This is a genomic window from Arthrobacter sp. B2I5 (assembly GCF_030816735.1).
Taxonomy (GTDB): Bacteria; Actinomycetota; Actinomycetes; order Actinomycetales; family Micrococcaceae; genus Arthrobacter.
The window spans coordinates 371,463-390,444 of record NZ_JAUSYF010000001.1 but is presented as its reverse complement, the minus strand read 5'-3'; the positions used below and the strand labels follow the sequence as shown (position 1 = coordinate 390,444).

Genomic DNA, 18,982 nt, shown 5'->3' with positions numbered 1-18,982 from the left:
TTTGGGCCTGACGGTGACCCTTCAAGTGTGGCGCGGCATGCCCAGGCGGGGCAGGGCTAAAAGACCTGTCCCCTCCCCCGCCGGCAGCCGTGCTACCGCTCCAGTGTTACCGCTCCAGCAGGGACACGTCGCGGACGGCGCCCTTGTCCGCGGACAGGGCCATGGCAGCGTAGGCGCGCAGCGCGGCGGACACCTGGCGGTCCCGGTCCTTGGGCTTGTATCCGCCGTTGACCTCCAGCTTTTCGCGGCGTTCGGCCAGGATCTCGTCGGAGACCTCCAGCTGCAGGGAGCGCTGGGAGATGTCGATGCTGATGATGTCGCCATCCTCCACCAGGGCGATGGCACCGCCTGAAGCAGCCTCCGGGGAGATATGTCCGATGGACAGGCCGGAGGTTCCGCCGGAGAAACGGCCATCGGTGATGAGGGCGCACTTCTTGCCCAGGCCGCGGCCCTTGAGGAACGACGTGGGGTAGAGCATTTCCTGCATGCCGGGACCGCCGCGCGGGCCTTCGTAGCGGATGACCACTACGTCGCCTTCCTTGATGGTCTTGTTCAGGATCTTTTCCACGGCTTCGTCCTGGGACTCGCACACCACGGTCGGTCCGGAGAAGGTCCAGATGGACTCGTCCACGCCCGCGGTCTTCACCACGGCGCCGTCGATGGCCACGTTGCCGCGGAGCACGGCCAGGCCGCCGTCCTTGGAGTAGGCGTGCTCCACGGAGCGGATGCAGCCTTCGGCAGCGTCGGTGTCCAGGGAGGTCCATTCATTCGACTGGGAGAACGCGGTGGAGGAGCGGACGCCGCCGGGAGCGGCATGCCACAGGGCCTTCGCTTCTTCCGTGGCCTTGCCGCCGCGGATGTCCCAGTCGTCCAGCCAGCCGTCCAGGTCGGCGGAGTGCACGGAGTGGACGTCCTTGTGCAGGAGGCCGCCGCGGTTCAGCTCGCCCAGCAGTGCCGGGATGCCGCCGGCACGGTGCACATCTTCCATGTAATAGGTCTTGTTCCCGGCAACGTTCGGGGCAACCTTGGCCAGGCAGGGCACCTGGCGGGATTTGGCGTCCATCTCGGCCAGGCCGTAGTCCACGCCGGCTTCCTGGGCCGCGGCGAGCAGGTGCAGGATAGTGTTGGTGGAGCCGCCCATGGAAATGTCCAGGGCCATGGCGTTGTCGAAGGCCTTCGCGGTGGCGATGGAGCGCGGCAGGACCGACTCGTCGTCGCCGTCGTAGTAGCGCTTCACCAGCTCGACGACGGTGCGGCCGGCTTTCTCGTACAGCGCCTTCCGCGCGGTGTGGGTGGCCAGCACGGAGCCGTTGCCGGGCAGGGCCAGGCCGATGGCCTCGGCAAGGCAGTTCATGGAGTTGGCGGTGAACATGCCGGAGCAGGAGCCGCAGGTGGGGCAGGCGTTTTCTTCGATGAGGTTGATGTCAGCATCGGAGATGGACTCGTCCACCGCGTCGGCAATCGCGTTCACCAGGTCCAGGGAGCGCACGGAGCCGTCGGTCAGGGTCACGCGGCCGGCCTCCATGGGGCCGCCGGAAACGAAGACCACGGGGATGTTCAGGCGCAGCGCGGCCATGAGCATGCCGGGGGTGATCTTGTCGCAGTTGGAGATGCAGACCAGGGCGTCGGCGCAGTGGGCGTTGACCATGTATTCAACGGAGTCGGCGATCAGGTCGCGGGACGGCAGCGAATAGAGCATGCCGCTGTGCCCCATCGCAATGCCGTCGTCCACGGCGATGGTGTTGAACTCGCGCGGCACGGCGCCGGCGGCGAGGATCGCGTCGGAGACGATCCGGCCCACGGGGGCGAGGTGCGTGTGGCCGGGAACGAATTCGGTGAAGCTGTTGGCCACGGCGATGATCGGCTTGCCGATGTCAGAGTTGGCGACGCCGGAGGCGCGCAGCAGTGCGCGGGCGCCGGCCATGTTGCGGCCATGGGTGACTGTTTTAGAGCGGAGTGCAGGCATGCGTACCATCCTGTCCTGTCGCTCCCGGTCCCGGAAGACGGCGCTGCTACTAGTAGCAGGAGTACCAGAGTAATAGTATTTACGGGTGAGTGATCCCGGGCGGCGCAAAGAACTTGGCCTCTTCCTGCGGGCCCGCCGGGACCAGGCGCTGCGGGCCGATTACGGCCTGCCGCCGATCGGCCGCAGCCGCGAGCGCGGGCTCCGCCGCGAAGAGGTGGCCTTCCTGTCCGGCGTCAGCGTCACCTGGTACACCTGGCTGGAACAAGGCAGGGACATCAGCCCGTCACGCCAGGTCCTGGAGGCCATCAGCCGCGCACTGCATCTTTCCCCCACCGGCCTTGGCTATGTCCTGTCCCTGGGCGGCTACGCATCCGCCGCCCCTGCCGGCCCCGCGGCAGACACCGCCCCGCCGCATATCCAGCGGCTGATGGATGCGCTGGATCCCAATCCGTCCTTTGCCCTGTTCCCGGACTGGGGCGTGGCCGGCTGGAACAAGGCCTACGCTGCGCTGTACCCGAACATCGCCACGGTGCCGTCGGCGGACCGGAATCTGCTGTGGCTGGTGTTCACGGACCCCTATGTCCGGGACCTGCTCCCGGACTGGGACACCACCAGCAAGCGGTTCCTTGCCGAGTTCCGGGCCGAAACCGGTCAGCGGCTCGGCGACCCGGACATCCAGTACCAGGTGGAACGGCTCAAGGAAGCCAGCCCGGAGTTCCGGCAGGGCTGGGACCTCTACGACATCCTGGGCTTCGAATCCCGCGAGCGGCTCTTCCACCACCCGGCGGTGGGGGTCCTCCAGCTGGAACACCACCAGGTCTCCCCCTCTGACCGGCCAGACCTGCACATCGTGGTGTACACGCCCGCCCCGGGCAGTGACGCCGCTGTACAGATGCAGTCCCTAATGGCGGCAGCCGAATAGCCAGGCCCGCGCAGAACCGGCCTGGCTATCCAGGGTGGGGCGCAACGGGTCCTAGGCCGGTACCCCCTGCCGCACAACGGCCGGCGTGAACTTCGCACCCGCGCCCGGGAATACCGGCACGTCAATCCGCGCGTGGGTGTGGACCTCGGTGACCGTGGCCTTGGTGTGAAGCGCAATCTGTTCCATGGTGGTCACCCACATGCCGTCCATGGCCTTCACCCGCTCGATCAGCTGTTCCAGCGCCACCGCCTTGGATGGCCGGCCGGAGATGAACGGGTGGTTGGTCAGCACGAAGCAGCTGCCCTGGGAGTGGTGCGCCTCGGCTTCCAGGGTCCACATGTCCAGGACCTTGGCCGGACTTTCGATGACGCCGCTGCCCGTCACGCCGGGGTAGAACGCGTACTGCTCCCAGTCGTCAAGGGTCCAGTCCACCGGAATCTCCACGATGTCCCGGGGATCGTCCGCGGCGACGGCGAAGCGGTAGGGGGCGTCGCCGTCGAGCAGGCTGGAATCGTAGAGGAAGCCGCGGTCCGCCAGCAGCCCCGGGGAGTGCCAGTTCAGTTCCCACCAGGGCGCCCGGTAACCTACCGGCCGGACTCCCGCCACCTTGGCCAGTGCTTCCAGGCCGCGGTCAATGTAGCTTGCCTCGGTGGCGGCATCGATGCCCTGCATGGGCTCGTGCAGGTAGCCGTGGTGCGCCACCTCGTGCCCGCCGTCCACGATCCGCCGCACCACGTCCGGGTAGGACTCTGCGGTGAAGCCCGGGATGAAGAAGGTGGCCTGAATGCCCTGGCGGGCCAGGATCGCCAGGAGCCGCGGCACCGCGACCTTCGGACCGTAGGACTGGTGGCTCATCAGCGACATCCGCCGGGTGCTGGTGGGATCGTGGGCGATGGTGCAGGACTCGGCGTCCACATCGAAGGTGAAGGACGCGGCGGCCTTCACGCCGTCCGGCCAGGTGATGGGGTGCTGTGCGTCCGCGATGGCGTGCTGGTTCACGGGACATCCTTTCGGCGGGCGCAGTGCGCCCGCCAGGTGTTGAGGGAAGAGGGTGGGGTTGCTTAGAGGGCGGGGAGGGCGGGCGTGCTGTCCGCCGCCGTGCCGTCTGTTCCGGGAGCGGTATCCGCCTTCTGTGAGGCGCGGGGCTCCAGGGCCAGGTAGCGGATGTGCTGCCGCGGGCCGAGGATGGCGTACACCCCGGCGCTGGTCAGTCCGCCGGCCAGCCAGGACAGGTCCCAGCCGCCCAGGGCCACGGCGATGGGGCCCTGCATGATGGGGATCAGTCCGTACATGAACAGCCAGGTGGCGAAGATGCCGGCCAGGAGGGCAATGATGCCGGCCCAGTTGACGCCGGGCAGCCGCTTGGTGCCCACGCCGTCGAACAGGCGCTCCGGCTCACCGGGCCAGCGCTTGTCCAGCCAGAAGTAGTGCACCAGCATGATTCCGCCCCAGGCAGCCACCCAGGCCACCAGGCCGATCAGCCAGGCGTCGAGCACTGCGGCGAAGTCCTCCTGGAAGATGAAGAAGACGACGGCGGCGAGCGAGAAAACGCCGACGAACAGGTTGAGCTTGCGGCGGCTGATGGAGATGTCCAGGGCTTGGGTTGCCACGGAGAAGGTGTAGATGTTCAGGATGTTGGTGGCGATGGGGCCGTGGAGCACCATGAGCAGCACCGGCAGGGCCATGGCGCCGAAGTTCAGGACGATCAGCTTGCCGGGGTCGATTTCGCCGCTGTTGGTGGCCAGGCTGGCGCCGAGGACACCGAGCCACACGACGGGGATGAACTGGCCCAGCACGGAGGCCAGGTAGACCTTCTTCTTGGGGACGCTGGTGCTGACGAAGCGGGAGTAGTCCGCGGCGTAGGTGAACCAGGTGATGCCCCAGCCGATGCCGATGGCGGTCATGACGGCGCTCATGGCGGCGATCCGCTCCGAGCCTTCGAGGATGGCGCCGGCGGGTCCGGCGTAGCCCCAGTCGATGTCCATGCCGAACCAGGCCACGGCGGACATGACGGCCAGGATGAGGATGGTGGGCGGTACGGTCCATTTTTCGAAGGCGGCGATGGCCTTGTAGCCGAACCAGGCGATGGCAACCTGCAGGGCCATGATGAAGGTGGCGACGCCGATCTTCCAGCCGTAGTTGGGGGCGTCTGAGTCAACCCAGCCGAGGGTTCCGAAGAGCGCCATGACCAGGTCCAGGATGATCCAGGTGTTGACCGCACACCAGCCGATGACCAGCAGGGCCTGGATGGCGGCGGGCAGGTAGTTGCCGCGACGGCCGAATGCCGCGCGGGCCAGGACCATGCCGGTGGCGCCGGTCTTCTGGCCCAGGAGCACGAAGCAGCCAAAGAGCAGCATGCCGATCAGGTTGCCGAGGACCAGGACGGTGACGGTGTCCGCCAGTCCGAGTCCCAACTGGATGCCGAGTGCCCCCAGCACCCAGTTGATGGGTGCCAGGTTGGCGCCCGCCCAGATCCAGAACTGTCCGGATACCTTGCGTGTTCGTGCTGATTCAGGGATGGGCTGCAGCCAGGCTTCGTGGTCCACGACGTTGTGGTCCTGCGTGCCCTGGCCGGGTTGGCCGTGCGTGGCTGGTGAAAGCTTTTCTTGCATGGGGGCCTCCGTGAGGTGGATAAGTACCAAAAGGCTATGTGGCCCCCATCACAAGGAACAAGATACGATGTGTCGAACAGATTCTCCTACTACGTTACGGAACGTCGTGTCAGTGTTTCTTGGCGAAATACTCGCCCACCCCGCCCTTGCCGCCGCCAACCCCCTGGTCCATCCGCGGGGTGCGGCGGCCGATGCGCAGCCGGTCCGCTGGGTCCACTCCAGCGAGGTGCTGGACATCGCTCCCCTGCTCCGCGGCGGCGAACTGCTGCTCTGCGGCGGGATTACCCTGGCCACTGCCACGCCGGCCAAACGTGAAGACTACGTGCGCGAACTGGCCCAGCGCGGCATTGCAGCGCTCGCCATCGAGACCGGCGGCGCCCTGCCGGAAATCCCGGCGGACATGCTTGCCAAGGCCGAGGAATTCGGCCTTCCGGTGGTGGAGCTGCGCAAGGTGGTGCCGTTTGTGGGCGTCATGCAGGCCATCAATTCCATGCTGGTCAGCGAGTCCGTGGGGCACCTGCAGCAGGCCGACGCCGCCACGCGCGCCATGGCTGCCGAACTGGCCCACGGTGCCTCGCTCGACAAGATCCTGGGCGTGCTGGCAGGTATCACCGGTTCCGCCGTGACGCTCACCTCCCCGTGGGGAGTCACCATGGGCAGCGCGGCCCCGGAGGATTGGGAGGACGACGGCGACGCGCGGGCAGGCCGGCAGGACGCGTTTTCCGGGGTGGCCGGCGAAACAGTGGTCAGCGTGGACATCCCTGTGCGCGGGGTCCTCATGGGCCGGCTGGAGGTGCGGGTGCCGGATGCTGCGGACCTGGCCCTGGCGCAGGTGGCAGGGGAACGCGCCGTGGACATCCTGGGCCTGGCACTGCTGCAGCATACCCCTCCCGGGCTGCATGCCCTGGCCGGCGCCGAACTGATGCGGGCCGTGCTCCACTCTGCCCCCGAGTGGCGGCTGGAGCAGCTCGCGCCGGCCGCCGGCTTCCCCATTGACTCCCCCGCCGTGGTGGCGGCTATCCACGCGGCATCACCGCAGGAGCTGCGCGGCGCCGTCGAAACCTTCCTGAGCTCGCAGCGCATCCCGTGCGCTGCGTACCTGGACGACGCCGAACTGGTGGTCATGATCGGCCTGCCCTGCACGGACACTGCCGGCGAACGGCGGCAGCTCCTGGAAGCGCTCCGCGGGCTGGAAGGGGACCATGATGCGGTGATCGCCGTCGGTCCGGTAGCCGGCGGGGTGGCTGACGCTGCGTGGTCCCTGGCCGAAGCCCGCCGAACCTTGGAGGTGCGCCAGATCCGGCGCCGGAACGCCTCGACGCGCAGGCGGTTTCCGGCCCGCGGCCTGGTGGTGGTGGACGCCGACGACGCCGCCGTGGAGAGCCTCTCCCTGACCTGCCTCGACGGCTCGGCGCGCGAGGCGTTCGTCAACCGGCACCTGCGCGCAGTGTTGGAGCATGATGCGCAGCGGCAGTCCCAGCTGCTGGAGACCCTGCAGGTCTGGTTGGACTCAGGCTGCAACACGGCGCAGTCCGCGCGGGAACTGCACCTGGAGCGGCAGTCGATGCATCACAGGCTGCAGCGGATCTTCGAGCTGTGCGGCGGCGACCCGCGCGGAACGGGCCGGCTGGCGGCGCTGCACCTGGCGGCGCGGATGGCCGGGCTGCCGTAACTGGCGGCAGGGCGCTCAGCGCCTGGTCTGGTACCTGGTCAGGACCACGCCGTCGGGAAACGTCCGGGTCTCCACCAGGCTCAGCTTCACCCAGTGATCCAGGGCCGCGAAGAATGGCGTGCCGCTGCCCACCAGGACCGGATGGGTGACGGTCACGTACTCGTCGATCAGCCCGGCCCTCATGGCTGCCGCGGCGAGGGTGGCACCGCCGATGTCCATGGGGCCGCCTTCTTCCGCTTTGAGCCTGGTGATTTCAGCGACCGCGTCGCCGGTGACCAGCCGGGTGTTCCAGTCGACTGTGCGGGTGGTGGACGAGAACACCACCTTCGGCATGTCCCGCCAGCGGTGGGCGAACTCGACGTGCGCCGGTGTGACGCCAGGCTGCTGGTCGGCCGTGGGCCAATCGGAGCTCATCGTCTCCCACAATTTGCGCCCGTACAACGCCAGGCCCGTCGCCCCCACTCGGTCGGACCACCACTGGAACAGCTCGTCGCTCGGTACGCTCCACCCGAGGTCGTCGCCGGGCGCGGCAATGTAGCCGTCCAGGCTCACGTTCATGGCGAAGGCCAGTTTGCGCATGGCGTCAGTCTTCCCTGAGCCGGCAGTCGTTGTACAGAGCAGCACGGCACGGGATCATCGGGTCAGGTTGCCGGGCGGCCGCCCAGGCGGGTGGTGACCTTGGCGGCGGCGGCCACACAGGCCTCGCCCAGGCTCCCGAACTGTTCCTTCGATACCCGGAAGCGCGGTGCCGGGATCAGGACGGCACCCACCACGTCGCCGCGGTGGTCCCGGACGGGGGCGGCCACGCCCACCTCGTCCATTGACGATTCGCCGTAGTTTCCCGCCCATCCCCGTTGCGCCACATCCTGGAGCCTTGCCTCATAGGCCGCCAGTCCGGCGTCGTCCATTCCCGGGAAGGTGATGGTTCCGCTGCGCAGCAGCTCCCGCACCCGCTCCGCCGGCAGGGTGGAGAGAAACACCTGCACGGAAGCGCTCATCGCGTCCCGGTAGCGCGCGCCAAGGGGCGTGGTGTGCTTGATCTGGTGGTGGCTGGCGATCTGCTCCACGCAGATGGCCTCGTCCCCATTCCACAGCATGAGCGCACTGGTCTCCCCGGTCTGCTCGGTCAATTGCCGCAGGACCGGGTACGCCACGCGCCGTTCCTCCATCTCGGCCAGCAGCGGTCCGGCGACGGCGATAAGCCCGAGTCCCAGCCGGAACCGCTTGGTTTCCGGGTCACGTTCCACCAGGTTTTCCTGCTCGAAGGTGGCCAGGATCCGGGAGACGCTGCTCTTGTGCATGCCCACGCGGTTGGCGATTTCAGTGACGCCCAGCAGCGGTTCGTCGGCCGTGAAGGTGCGCAGGACGGCGATGGCATTGACGACGACGGAGGCGCCTTTGGCGTCCGTCCCGCCGTTGGTGCCGGTGCCGCTGCCGTTGCTGTGGGAGGTTGTTGCAGGAGTCATGGTGGACACCATCTTTCCTCATGCGCGGGTATTTGGCGGGGACGGCGGAAGCGGCGCCACGTGACCGTGGCGCCGCTTCCCGGTGCTGATGGTTAGCCCTGGATGATGTTGTGTTCCGGGCCGAACGGGAACTTGGTGATGTTCTCGACCGTGTTGTCCTCGCCGATGACCAGGATGTCGTGTTCGCGGTAGCCGCCTGCGCCGGGCAGGCCGTCCGCCACGGTGATCATGGGCTCCATGGACACCACCATGCCCGGTTCCAGCACGGTGTCGATGTCCTCACGCAGTTCCAGGCCGGCTTCGCGGCCGTAGTAGTGGCTGAGGACGCCGAAGGAGTGGCCGTAGCCGAAGGTGCGGTTGGCCAGCAGGCCATGGCTGATGTAGATCTCGTTGAGCTCGGCGGCGATGTCCTTGCAGACGGCGCCGGGCTTGATGAGTTCCAGGCCGCGCTTGTGCACCTCCACGTTGATGTTCCACAGTTCCAGGGACCGCTCGTCCGGCTGGCCCAGGAAGAGCGTGCGTTCCAGGGCGGTGTAGTAGCCGGAGGTCATGGGGAAGCAGTTGAGCGAGAGGATGTCGCCCTGCTGCAGCTTCCGGGTGGTGGCCCAGTTGTGGGCGCCGTCGGTGTTGATGCCGGACTGGAACCACACCCAGGTGTCGCGGACCTCGCGGTGCGGGAACGTGCGGGCGATCTCGTGCACCATGGCCTCGGTGCCGATCAGCGCCACCTCGTACTCGGTGATGCCCTCGCGGATGGCGTTGCGGATGGCTTCGCCGCCCAGGTCGCCGATGCGGGCGCCGTGCTTGATGACCTCGATTTCCTCGGCGGACTTGATCATGCGCTGGCGCATGGCGTCCTGCGAGACATCCAGAAGTTCTGCCCCCGGGAAGGCTGCGGCGATCTTCTCGCGGGTCAGGCCCGGGAGGAAGTCGTCCTCGACGCCCAGCCGGGAGGCCTTGACGCCGCGCTGGCGCAGAGCCTCCTGCAGGCCGAAGAAGAAGTTGTCGCGGCGCCAGTCGGTGTAGACGATGTTCTCGCCGTAGGAGGTGCGCCACGGCATGCCGGCGTCGATGTTCGCAGTGACGGTGACTGAATCGTCCGCGGTGACCACCAGGGCGTAGTTGCGGCCGAACGTGGTGTACAGGAAGTCGGAGTAGTACTTGATGCCGTGGTAGCTGGTGAGGATGACGGCGTCCAGGTCCTTGGCGGCCATGATCCGGCGGAGCCCGCCCAGGCGGCGCTCGAACTCTGCGTCGGAGAACGTGAGCTTGCCCTTGGAGCCAATGTGGAGGACCTTGAGGCGCTCGAGTTCGGCGATGGACGAGGCGTTATCGGCAGTGATAGTCACAGGGGTGGTGCCTTTCTAATGGATGCCAGCTGCTATTGGTGCAGTTGGTGTTGGTTTGCGTAGTGAGGTTGGTTTAAGGGCCTCTGGTTGCTCAGAGGTGTTTGAGGGGCTTCCGCGACGTTTCGGCGGCGAACAGCACGGCCACCAGGGATACGGCGGAGGCGGCCACCAGGTACCAGCCGGGGGCCAGCTTGCTCTGGGTCAGGCCGATCAGCAGGGTGGCCATGAAGGGCGCGGTGCCGCCGAACAGCGCGTTGGAGAGGTTGAAGCTGACGGCGAAGCCGCTGTACCGGACCTTGGTGGGGAACAGTTCGGCAAGGAAGCTGGGCAGGGTGCCGTCGTTCAGGGTGAGCATGCCGCCCAGCAGGATCTGGACCAGGACGATGACCAGGAAGTTGCCGGTGTCCAGCAGCATGAAGGCCGGGACCGTCAGGAGCATGAACAGGACGGAGGCAGTAATCAGCATGCGCTTGCGGCCGAACCGGTCTGACGCGATGCCGGTGAGGAAGATGAAGCCGATGTAGCTGGCCAGGGCGATTGTGGTGGCCAGGAAGGATTCGGTGGGCCCGAAGCCCAGTTCCTCCGACAGGTAGGTGGGCATGTAGCTGAGGATGACGTAGAAGCCGACGGCGTTGAGCAGCACCGCGCCGCAGGCGATGACCAGCTGTTTGCGGTAGGTCCGGAACATGTCCAGGGCAGGGGCTTTGGGTGCTGATTCTTCCTGGTCAGCCAGGGCGCGGAAGGCAGGGGTGTCTTCGAGCTTGGTGCGGATGTAGCGGCCTATCAGGCCCATGGGCGCCGCCAGGAGGAACGGCAGCCGCCAGCCCCACTCGTGCAGCTGTTCGGTGCTGAGCACCGAGCTGAGGAGCGCCGCGATCAGTGAGCCCAGGAGCAGGCCCGCTGCGGTGCTGGCCGGCACCACCGCGGCGTAAAGTCCGCGGCGGTTGGCCGGCGCGTATTCCACCAGGAAGGCTGAGGCACCTGCGTATTCGCCGGCTGCCGAGAACCCCTGGACCACACGGACCAGGAGCAGCAGGAGCGGAGCCAGCATGCCGATGGTGGCGTAGCCCGGGATGAGGGCGATGCAGAAGGTGGAGACGGACATGATGACGATGGACAGTGACAGTGCTTTGCGCCTGCCCAGCTTGTCGCCGATATGGCCCCAGAAGAAGCCGCCCAGGGGCCGGACGAAGAAGGAAATGGCAAAGACGCCGAAAGTTGCCAGCAGTGCGGTCTGCCGGTCCGCTTCGGGGAAGAAGACCGAGGAGATGACCGCCGCGAGGTAGCCGTACACGGCGTAGTCGAACCACTCGACGAAGTTGCCGATGAAGCTCGCGGTGACCACCCGGCGTCGTACGTCTTTGCTGGGCACCGTATTGTCCACGCCATGCCCTGCCCGGGCAGGAGCATTGTCGTCATTGGCAACGACTCCTGTGGGGGGTGAGGTTGATTCTTTACTCAATGGAACCACCAGTGAAAGTAGGAGTTGCATCTGTTGCAACGTGGTTGTTTCAAGATAGGCCGTGACGCCGACCACAGTCAATAGGTGCGGCGCAGATTTCTAGCTCACCACTGACAGGCGGTGATACCAGTCCGGGAGACTGCGCAGAGGAGACGCACCGTTTTAGTTTGTTGCGCTTGTTGCAACGTGGTTGAAACAAGTGAACCCTGCGGAAACGGGTCCTAAGACACGGGCCCAAACCCCCACCGTGCCGCATACTTTCGCCATGGACGTTGCAGCGCGTAAACCGGACCGGATCCTGCTCGCGCTGGTGGGCGTGGTGCTGGTTCTGGTAGTTGTTGCGCTGGCGGTGGTGTTCACCCGGGGAGAGCCGGCTCCGCTGGATCAGTCCAGCCCGGCCGGAGTGGTCCAGCAGTACAGCAAGGCCGTGATCGACGGCGACATTCCCACCGCCCAGTCCTTCCTCACGCCGGGTGCCCGGAGCAGTTGCCGTGGATCGTATCCAGGTGAACCCCGCCCGGCCCGCGTGGTGTTGATTTCGACGACGGAGCGCACCGATTCAGCCACCGTGAGGGTTTCGATCATCCAGTCATCCCAGGGCGGACCGTTCGGCCCGTCGGAGTATGAAATGGAGGAAGCCTTCCTGCTTCTGAAAGTGAACGGGAAATGGATGATTGACCAGCCGCCGTATCCCCTGACGGCCTGCTCCGTAGTTCCGGCCAAGCAATGACAGCGCCGGCAGCCCCAGCAGTCCACGCACCGGCCAGCGGCCTGGCAACCCTCCGCCGGCTGATCCTGTATGTCCTGCTGTTTGCTTTGGTTGTTATCACGGCGTCAGGCCTCGGCGGACTGCTGGAGCGCCTTTTCCGTACGGCGTCAGTCCTCGTCCAGGGCGACGTGGCCGGCCTGGCCCTGTCCCTGGCCTTCACGCTGATCGGCGGCCCGCTTGCGCTCCTTCTGTGGTGGTTCGTCTGGAGGCGGCTCGACGACGAGTCGGAGCGGACAGCAGCCGGCTGGGGCCTTTACCTCACGGGGATGTATGCAGTCTCCCTCATCATTGCCACCACATCCCTGCTGAACCTGGCCGCATCCTTCCTTGAATTCCAGGCAACCCAGTGGCCGTCCCCCTTGGCCAACGGCCTTGTGTGGGGAGCCATCTGGTGGTGGCACCGGTGGATGTGGAAGCACCCGCACAGATCCCCGCGGCATCTCGAAGATATCCGGGTGCTCATCGGGTGGGTCTTCGGCTTGCTGCTGGGCGCAGGCGCCGCTATTGCCGCACTGAGCTCACTGCTGGACGTCGCGATCCGCGGCTTCACCTCCACTGCCACTCTGGAACCCTGGTGGTTTCCCATCCTGCGGTCCCTCATTTGGGCAGCCGGCGGCGCGGTGGTGTGGTGGTGGCACTGGTTCAGGGAAGGCGGGCGGCGCTTCCAGACAGCACTGGTGGACGTCACCATCATCGCCGTAGGAATCTTCGTCGCCGGCATCACGGCTTTGGGCGGGCTGGGCCTCATCCTGCTTGTGCTCCTGCGGCTGGCGTTCGACCGCAGCGAGCCGCTGAACCTCCTCCTCGAACCGCTCGCCCCGGCCATCGCGGCCGCCGTCATCGGGGCCGTGGTCTGGCGGTACCACCGCACCGAGTCCGTCCACCGGTCCACCCGGACCCGCCGCGCGAGCCTGCTGGTGACGTCGGCTGTGGCACTCGCGGCAGCGGCTTCCGGCGTGGGGGTAGTGGTGAATGCCTTGCTCGCCGCAGCGGTTTCGCCGCTGGCCGGCGGCGCCACGCGCAGCCTTCTTCTGGGCGGCATCAGTTCGCTGGTGATGGGAGGCCCGGTATGGTGGCTGGCCTGGAAGCCGAGGCACCAGCCGCGGACGGCGGACGACATTCCCCCCGGCCGGCGGCTCTATCTGGTGGCGTTTTTTGGTGTCAGCGCGGTGGTGGCGCTCATTACGCTGCTGGTCATTGGCTACCGGCTGTTCGAATTCCTGCTGGGCGATGTCTCGGGTGGAAGCCTCCTGGACCGCGTCCGGGCACCACTGGGACTCCTGGTGGCCGCCGGGCTGGTGGCGGGTTACCACTTTGCTCTGTGGCGGCACGACCGGGCACTGCTTGCTGCCGCGGCCCCTGTGCACCAGCGGGTGATTGACCAGGTCACGCTGATCAGCGGCTACGCACAGGACGCCGTGGACCCGGAGGTTTTGGCGCGCGGCATCACTGATGCCACCGGCGGCGCCAAGGTGACCACCTGGCTCAGGGCGGACGACGACGGCGCCGGACTTCCGCCGTCGTCCGACCTTCCTGGCGGGGTTGACGAGGTCATCCGGCAGGTGGCAGCGGCACTGGAGGGCGTGACGGCCCGGCATGTCCTGGTGATTGCGGGGCCGGGGACGCGGCTGGAAGTGGCCCCGCTGGTCCCCGCCGGCACGGAACCCTGGAAGGCTGCGAGCGCTGCCCGCACGCCGGCTGCTTCGGGCACCGATTAACCCGATCCTCAAGATTTGCCAAGTTTATCCTGCTGGTGGATTAATCCTCTTCCTTTGGCTTTGCAGGGTGCCTAGTGTGGCACACATGCTTGCCAAGGGGGATAAATGAAAAGCACCACCGAAGGTCCTCAGGACGCCGCAAACCAGGACACGCAGCAGGTGGCAGCGCCGAATTCCATGGACTCACATGGCAAAGTTGCCGAGTGGACGTCTGACTGCCTTCTCACACTCACGAGTCCCATCCGCTTTATCCGGGCCGACTGGCCCTAAGCGGGACCACGCCGCCCGGGGGCGGGCCACCTGGACCACCGGTATGACTCAGTGGAGCCATGTGCCCAACACGGCCAGCACACTGGTCCAGGTCGTTACCCGCCGTTTCAGGCCCGCCCGGGTTCGGAAACATGTGCTTCCTGACGCTAAAAGCCAAGTGTCAGCTTGAGGCGTCCCGCTCGATTTCTTCGGCGAGGTCTTCCACCTCTTCGGGGCGGGCTTCAATACCCGCTTCCTCGAAGCGCTCCTCGAGGACGTGCGTCACATCGTCCTGGACATGGCCCAGCTGGATGTCATGGCGGACATCCTCGGCGATGCTTTCAGGCGTCTCATGGTGCTCGGTTCCGGCCACGATCTCGTCGTTGCCGTCAAAGGGGTCATTGGCGCCGCCAGCTCCGGAATCAGTCATACTCCATCGTTACCCTTCGCTGTCCGGCAGTAAACGGGCGGCAGGAGCCAACGGAAACGGACGACGGCGGGTGCCTCCCGCCGTCGTCCGTTTCCGTTGCCTGTCAGGAGACGTCCGCGAGAATCCCGTCAATCCGGGCCAGCGGGCCCGGCCAGCCGTTGCCCATGCCTTCGATGGCCTGCCTGCCCATGGGGGTCTCCAAGCGGAATCCGGCGTGTTCGTGGTGGAGGATGGTCCCGCCGTGGGCGGGCTCAAGCCGCCAGGTGATGGTGGTGTCAAGCATGCCCTCCGAGAAGAGGAAGCTGATGGATTTTCCCGGATCCATGGTGAGGACCTCGCATTGCTGGTGGCCCCACGCATCCATGTTCATGGTGAAGCGGTGGCCCACCACGGGTGCGATGTCGCCCGGCGCCCACCAGCGGGCCAGCAGTTCCGGGGTGGTCAGCGCCGCCCACACTGCCGTGGCGGGGTACGGAAAGCGGCGTTCCAGCCGGATGGCCTTCTCGGTCATGTCGGATTCTCCTCGTCGCCTAGTGCGGTTGCGCCGGGTTGGACACTCCGCTGGCCCGCCGTCCAAACCTGTAGCCGGCCCAGAAAGCGGGGACCAGCAGGCCCGCGACGGCAACGGCAAGGCCGAGCTGGGTTCCCTGGGTGACAAAGGCCGCTCCATTGGCGCTGAACGGCTGGTTGCTCAGCGGGGCGTAGGCAACCCACCCGGTGAAATCCCGGTTGAGGTAGGCGATCAGGAAACCAACAAGCACGGCAACCAGGCCAAGCAAAGGCACGACGGCGGCAGGAACCTTGCCGCGTCTGGACGCCGGGCGTTCTTCAGGTGTTGCATTCTCCCCCATGCAGGCGAGCTTAGCCGCGGACGCCTACCTGCCGGAAAGCTCGGGCCGGCAGTACTTCCGCCACTTTAGAAACATCTGCCTCTTCTATTGCCGAGAAAACGCTTTCTCGGTATGGTCCTTGTCAGCGCTCACAAGTATTCGGCGGCAAAGTGGCCCCGGACCGGGGCGCAGTTCATTCCAATGACGGAAGAGAGAACATGCGAAAAAGCAGTACGCACTTATCCATGTCTGCAGCCATCGCCGTGGCAGGAGCACTCCTCGTTGCCGGACCGGCAGGGGCTTCCCCAAACCCGGCGGCCGATCCTACCGCCCAGACCACCCAGACACCCCTTGAACGCCAGGTCCTGCCAGCAGGAAACGGCTGGGCATCCGAAGGGACGGGAACCACCGGCGGGTCGGCAGCAGAGGCCGCCAACGTTTACGACGTCTCCAGCAAGGCAGAACTGCTGGCCGCCTTCGCCGCCGGAAGCCAGGCCAAGATCATCCGGATCCACGGCAGCATCAACGCCAACACTGCGGCGGACGGCTCCCCTCTCACCTGTGAAAGCTATGCCGAAGGAACGGGCTACAGCCTTGCGCAGTACCTCCACGATTTTGACCCCGAAACCTACGGGCGGGACCAGGAGCCGGCAGGTCCACAGGAGGACGCCAGGCGCCTGGCAGCCGCCAAGCAGGCGAAGACCATCCGGTGGGATATTCCCAGCAACACCACGATCGTTGGCGCCACCCCGGACAGCAGCATCACCGGCGCAGCCCTCCGCATCAATGGTGCCGGGAACGTCATCGTCCGCAACCTCACCCTGAAGGATGCGGCGGACTGCTTCCCCGCCTGGGATCCGACTGATGGCACCGAGGGAAACTGGAACAGCGAGTACGACCTGCTGCAGGTCATCAACAAAGCCACGCACGTCTGGATTGACCACTCGGCTTTCACGGACGCCCCCAACCTGGACAGCGCCCAGCCGCTGTACTTCGGCCGCCCCTACCAGGTGCATGACGGCGCAGTGGATGTCACCAACGGCTCGGACCTGGTGACCATGTCCTACAACCGGTTCTCCGAGCACGACAAGCTGCTCCTGATCGGTTCCACCGATTCACCCACGCGCGGAGACCCCGGCAAGCTGCGGGTCACCATCCACCACAACGTCTTCCAAAATGTGGGCCAGCGCGCGCCACGCGTCCGGTTCGGCCAGGTGGATGTGTACAACAACCACTTCGAGGTGACCGAGGACAGCAAGATCCCGTACGAATACACCCTGGGCGCCGGGTTCAGCTCCCATCTCTACGCAGAGGCAAACGCCTTCACACTTCCGGCCGGCATTGACGCCGCGGACATCATCGGCCGCTACAAGGGAACGGCCATCACCACCATCGCCAACGCGGTCAACGGCAAGATCACCGACCTTCGCGCGGAGTACAACGCGGCCGCAGCCCCCGCCGACCAGCTGGCTGAGGATACGTCCTGGACCCCAACCCTGCGTACCCAGGTCCACCCGGCCCAAGCCGTGCCGGCGCTGCTCAAGGACTCCACGGGACCGGTCTTCACGGCCGGAGGCGACCTCTGATGGCTGCCATCCTGCCCAGCCGCCGCGGCGTCCTGGCGGCACTGGCACTCACCGCCGGGGCCGCGGCATTCTCAGGAACGGGCATGGCGAACGCACTCTCCCAAACGGGCCCCGACCCCACCAAGCCCCGCACCAAGCCGGTCATCTTCGTGGTGGGGGACTCGACGTCGTCGGCCTACCAGCAGTCCGAACGCCCCCGTGCCGGCTGGGGACAGGCGCTGCCGCTCCTGCTGGGCCCGCAGGCAACCGTCTTTGACTATGCATGGTCCGGCGCGTCCTCCAAGAGCTTCGCCGACGCCGGGCTGCTGGACCGGGTGCTGGCCCTGATGCAGGCGGGTGACTACCTGCTGATCTCTTTCGGCCACAACGACGAAAAAGTGGCGGACCCGGCCCGCGGAACGCTCCCCGACACCACCTTTAAGGAGTACCTGGGCCGGTACATCGACGGGGCCAGGGCGCGTGGAGGCAAGCCTGTGCTGGTCACGCCGGTGGAACGCCGCCGCTTTGATTCGTTCGGCAATGCCAAGGACTCCCACGGGGCGTATCCGCAGGCCGTCCGGGAGCTCGCCGCCGCGTCCGGGACTCCCCTGGTGGACCTCACGGCGTCCTCCAAGGCGCTGTGGCAGCAGCTGGGGCCGGAAGGAACCAAGTCGCAGTTCCTCTTCCTGGCTCCCGGTGAGCACCCGCAGTATCCGCAGGGTTCGGAGGACAACACGCATTTCCAGGCCGCCGGTGCGGTGGCCGTTGCCGGCCTGGTGGCCAGCGAACTGCAGTCCAAGGAGATCGTGCCGCCGGGCTACTTCCTGAACATCGACGCGGTCACCGACCCCCTGCTGGACATGTACTGGCCCGCCGAGCGGCCAATCGACCTTCCGGTTACGCTCGACGTCGGACCCGGCCGGACGTTCGCGACCGTTCAGTCCGCCGTCGATTCCGTCCCTGCGGGCAGCCTCCAACGGACAGTCATCAGGATCCAGCCCGGCACCTACCGGGAAGCCGTTCGGGTTCCGGCGGACAAGCCGCGGATCTCCTTCCTTGGCCAGGGCGGGCGGCCGGAGGACGTGCTGCTGGTGTTCAACAACGCATCCGGCACGCCGAAGCCCGACGGCAACGGCAACTTCGGCACCTCCGGCAGCGCGTCCGTCCGCATTGACGGGCCGGACTTCGTGGCGCGGAACCTGACCATCAGCAACGATTTCGACGAGGCCGCCAACATGGGGATGAAGGACCGCCAGGCCGTGGCGCTGCACATCACCGGGGACCGTTCGGTGCTGTCCAACGTCAGGCTGCTGGGCAACCAGGACACCCTGCTGGTCAACTCACCGGGCGCAGGCGTCCAGGCCAGGTTCTACTTCGAGGGCTGCTACGTGGAGGGCGACGTGGACTTCATCTTCGGCCGCGGAACCGCCGTCTTCAGCGGCTGCGAGATCACGTCGCTGGACCGCGGCTCCGCCACCAACAACGGTTACGTGACCGCGGGCAGCCAGGACCTGTCCATCCCGTACGGCTACCTCTTTGACCAGTGCCGGCTCATCTCGGATGCCGCGAGGGATACCGTCCATCTCGGCCGGCCGTGGCATCCCAGCGGTGACCCGAAAGCCATTGCCCAGGTGCTGGTGCGGGATTCCTGGCTGGGCGCACACATCTCCGGAACGCCGTGGACGGACATGAGCGGCTTCTCCTGGCGGGAGGCACGGTTCCACGAGTACAACAACCGCGGCCCCGGCGCGCAGGTTACCCCCGACCGTCCGCAGTTGCCCGGGGCTGAGGCGGGCAAGTACACGGTCAGGACGTACCTGCAGGGAACGGACGGGTGGGCGCCGCAGCTCGCCGGTACCAGGGCGGACTGCAGCGTGGTGCCGGCGGAGGTGGCTGCCTAGACGAGGGGATGCCCGGCTCCGGAATGAAGCCGGGCATTTCCCCTCTCCAGGGGCGGGACAGCGGGCCGGAC

The 18,982-nt window shown here is 66.7% G+C and carries 16 protein-coding genes; 6 read left to right on the top strand and 10 right to left on the bottom strand.

The features are described from left to right. Positions 1 to 106: 106 nt before the first annotated feature. Positions 107 to 1,966, bottom strand: coding sequence for a dihydroxy-acid dehydratase (gene ilvD / locus QFZ60_RS01785; RefSeq protein WP_307087608.1), 1,860 nt, complete (start codon positions 1,964 to 1,966; stop codon positions 107 to 109). Between the two features lie 85 nt (positions 1,967 to 2,051). On the opposite strand from ilvD, the gene QFZ60_RS01780 reads away from it, so the two are divergent. Further along, entirely contained in the window at positions 2,052 to 2,888 is an 837-nt protein-coding gene (locus QFZ60_RS01780) for a helix-turn-helix transcriptional regulator (RefSeq protein WP_307087606.1), read from the top strand. A gap of 51 nt (positions 2,889 to 2,939) precedes the next feature. Here QFZ60_RS01780 and QFZ60_RS01775 read toward each other — a convergent pair whose 3' ends face one another. Both QFZ60_RS01775 and QFZ60_RS01770 read right to left on the bottom strand, forming a co-directional pair. Further along, positions 2,940 to 3,887, bottom strand: a complete 948-nt coding sequence (locus QFZ60_RS01775) for a polysaccharide deacetylase (protein ID WP_307087605.1) — start codon at positions 3,885 to 3,887, stop codon at positions 2,940 to 2,942. A gap of 62 nt (positions 3,888 to 3,949) precedes the next feature. Beyond that, the gene (locus tag QFZ60_RS01770) at positions 3,950 to 5,500 is read right to left on the bottom strand and encodes a cytosine permease (protein WP_307087604.1); all 1,551 of its coding nucleotides are present in this window, start codon (positions 5,498 to 5,500) and stop codon (positions 3,950 to 3,952) included. Positions 5,501 to 5,606: 106 nt separating this feature from the next. On the opposite strand from QFZ60_RS01770, the gene QFZ60_RS01765 reads away from it, so the two are divergent. After that, positions 5,607 to 7,172 carry a PucR family transcriptional regulator ligand-binding domain-containing protein gene (locus tag QFZ60_RS01765; RefSeq protein ID WP_307087602.1) on the top strand — a complete coding sequence of 522 codons (1,566 nt, stop codon included), beginning with the start codon at positions 5,607 to 5,609 and terminating at the stop codon, positions 7,170 to 7,172. A gap of 15 nt (positions 7,173 to 7,187) precedes the next feature. Here QFZ60_RS01765 and QFZ60_RS01760 read toward each other — a convergent pair whose 3' ends face one another. The 4 genes from QFZ60_RS01760 to QFZ60_RS01745 all read right to left on the bottom strand — a co-directional run bounded on the left by QFZ60_RS01760 (position 7,188) and on the right by QFZ60_RS01745 (position 11,449). Further along, complete coding sequence (locus QFZ60_RS01760) at positions 7,188 to 7,751, bottom strand: dihydrofolate reductase family protein (protein WP_307087600.1); 564 nt, start codon at positions 7,749 to 7,751, stop codon at positions 7,188 to 7,190. Between the two features lie 62 nt (positions 7,752 to 7,813). Continuing rightward, the gene (locus QFZ60_RS01755) at positions 7,814 to 8,650 is read right to left on the bottom strand and encodes an IclR family transcriptional regulator (RefSeq protein ID WP_307087598.1); all 837 of its coding nucleotides are present in this window, start codon (positions 8,648 to 8,650) and stop codon (positions 7,814 to 7,816) included. Between the two features lie 80 nt (positions 8,651 to 8,730). Beyond that, positions 8,731 to 9,987, bottom strand: a complete 1,257-nt coding sequence (locus QFZ60_RS01750; RefSeq protein WP_307087596.1) for an aminopeptidase P family protein — start codon at positions 9,985 to 9,987, stop codon at positions 8,731 to 8,733. A gap of 91 nt (positions 9,988 to 10,078) precedes the next feature. Beyond that, positions 10,079 to 11,449, bottom strand: a complete 1,371-nt coding sequence (locus QFZ60_RS01745; protein WP_307087594.1) for an MFS transporter — start codon at positions 11,447 to 11,449, stop codon at positions 10,079 to 10,081. Between the two features lie 265 nt (positions 11,450 to 11,714). Between QFZ60_RS01745 and QFZ60_RS01740 the strand changes: the two genes are divergently transcribed. Continuing rightward, positions 11,715 to 12,179 (top strand): hypothetical protein, encoded by a 465-nt coding sequence (locus QFZ60_RS01740; RefSeq protein WP_307087593.1) that lies wholly within the window; start codon positions 11,715 to 11,717, stop codon positions 12,177 to 12,179. Continuing rightward, positions 12,176 to 13,936, top strand: a complete 1,761-nt coding sequence (locus QFZ60_RS01735) for a DUF5671 domain-containing protein (RefSeq protein ID WP_307087592.1) — start codon at positions 12,176 to 12,178, stop codon at positions 13,934 to 13,936. The genes QFZ60_RS01740 and QFZ60_RS01735 overlap by 4 nt, the downstream gene beginning before the upstream one ends. A 430-nt stretch (positions 13,937 to 14,366) precedes the next feature. Here the strand turns inward: QFZ60_RS01735 and QFZ60_RS01730 are convergent, their stop codons facing one another. The 3 genes from QFZ60_RS01730 to QFZ60_RS01720 form a co-directional block, all read right to left on the bottom strand. Beyond that, on the bottom strand, positions 14,367 to 14,615 hold the full coding sequence (locus QFZ60_RS01730; RefSeq protein ID WP_142029136.1) for a hypothetical protein: 249 nt from the start codon (positions 14,613 to 14,615) through the stop codon (positions 14,367 to 14,369). Positions 14,616 to 14,718: 103 nt separating this feature from the next. Then, positions 14,719 to 15,126, bottom strand: a complete 408-nt coding sequence (locus QFZ60_RS01725) for an SRPBCC domain-containing protein (RefSeq protein ID WP_307087591.1) — start codon at positions 15,124 to 15,126, stop codon at positions 14,719 to 14,721. A gap of 19 nt (positions 15,127 to 15,145) precedes the next feature. Then, entirely contained in the window at positions 15,146 to 15,466 is a 321-nt protein-coding gene (locus QFZ60_RS01720; protein WP_307087589.1) for a hypothetical protein, read from the bottom strand. A 224-nt stretch (positions 15,467 to 15,690) separates the two neighbouring features. On the opposite strand from QFZ60_RS01720, the gene QFZ60_RS01715 reads away from it, so the two are divergent. Together QFZ60_RS01715 and QFZ60_RS01710 are read left to right on the top strand one after the other, a co-directional pair. Continuing rightward, positions 15,691 to 17,031: a polysaccharide lyase family 1 protein gene (locus tag QFZ60_RS01715; protein WP_307087587.1), complete on the top strand. Its 1,341-nt coding sequence runs from the start codon at positions 15,691 to 15,693 to the stop codon at positions 17,029 to 17,031. Continuing rightward, positions 17,031 to 18,911 (top strand): pectinesterase family protein, encoded by a 1,881-nt coding sequence (locus QFZ60_RS01710; protein WP_307087585.1) that lies wholly within the window; start codon positions 17,031 to 17,033, stop codon positions 18,909 to 18,911. The genes QFZ60_RS01715 and QFZ60_RS01710 overlap by 1 nt, the downstream gene beginning before the upstream one ends. Positions 18,912 to 18,982: the final 71 nt, after the last annotated feature.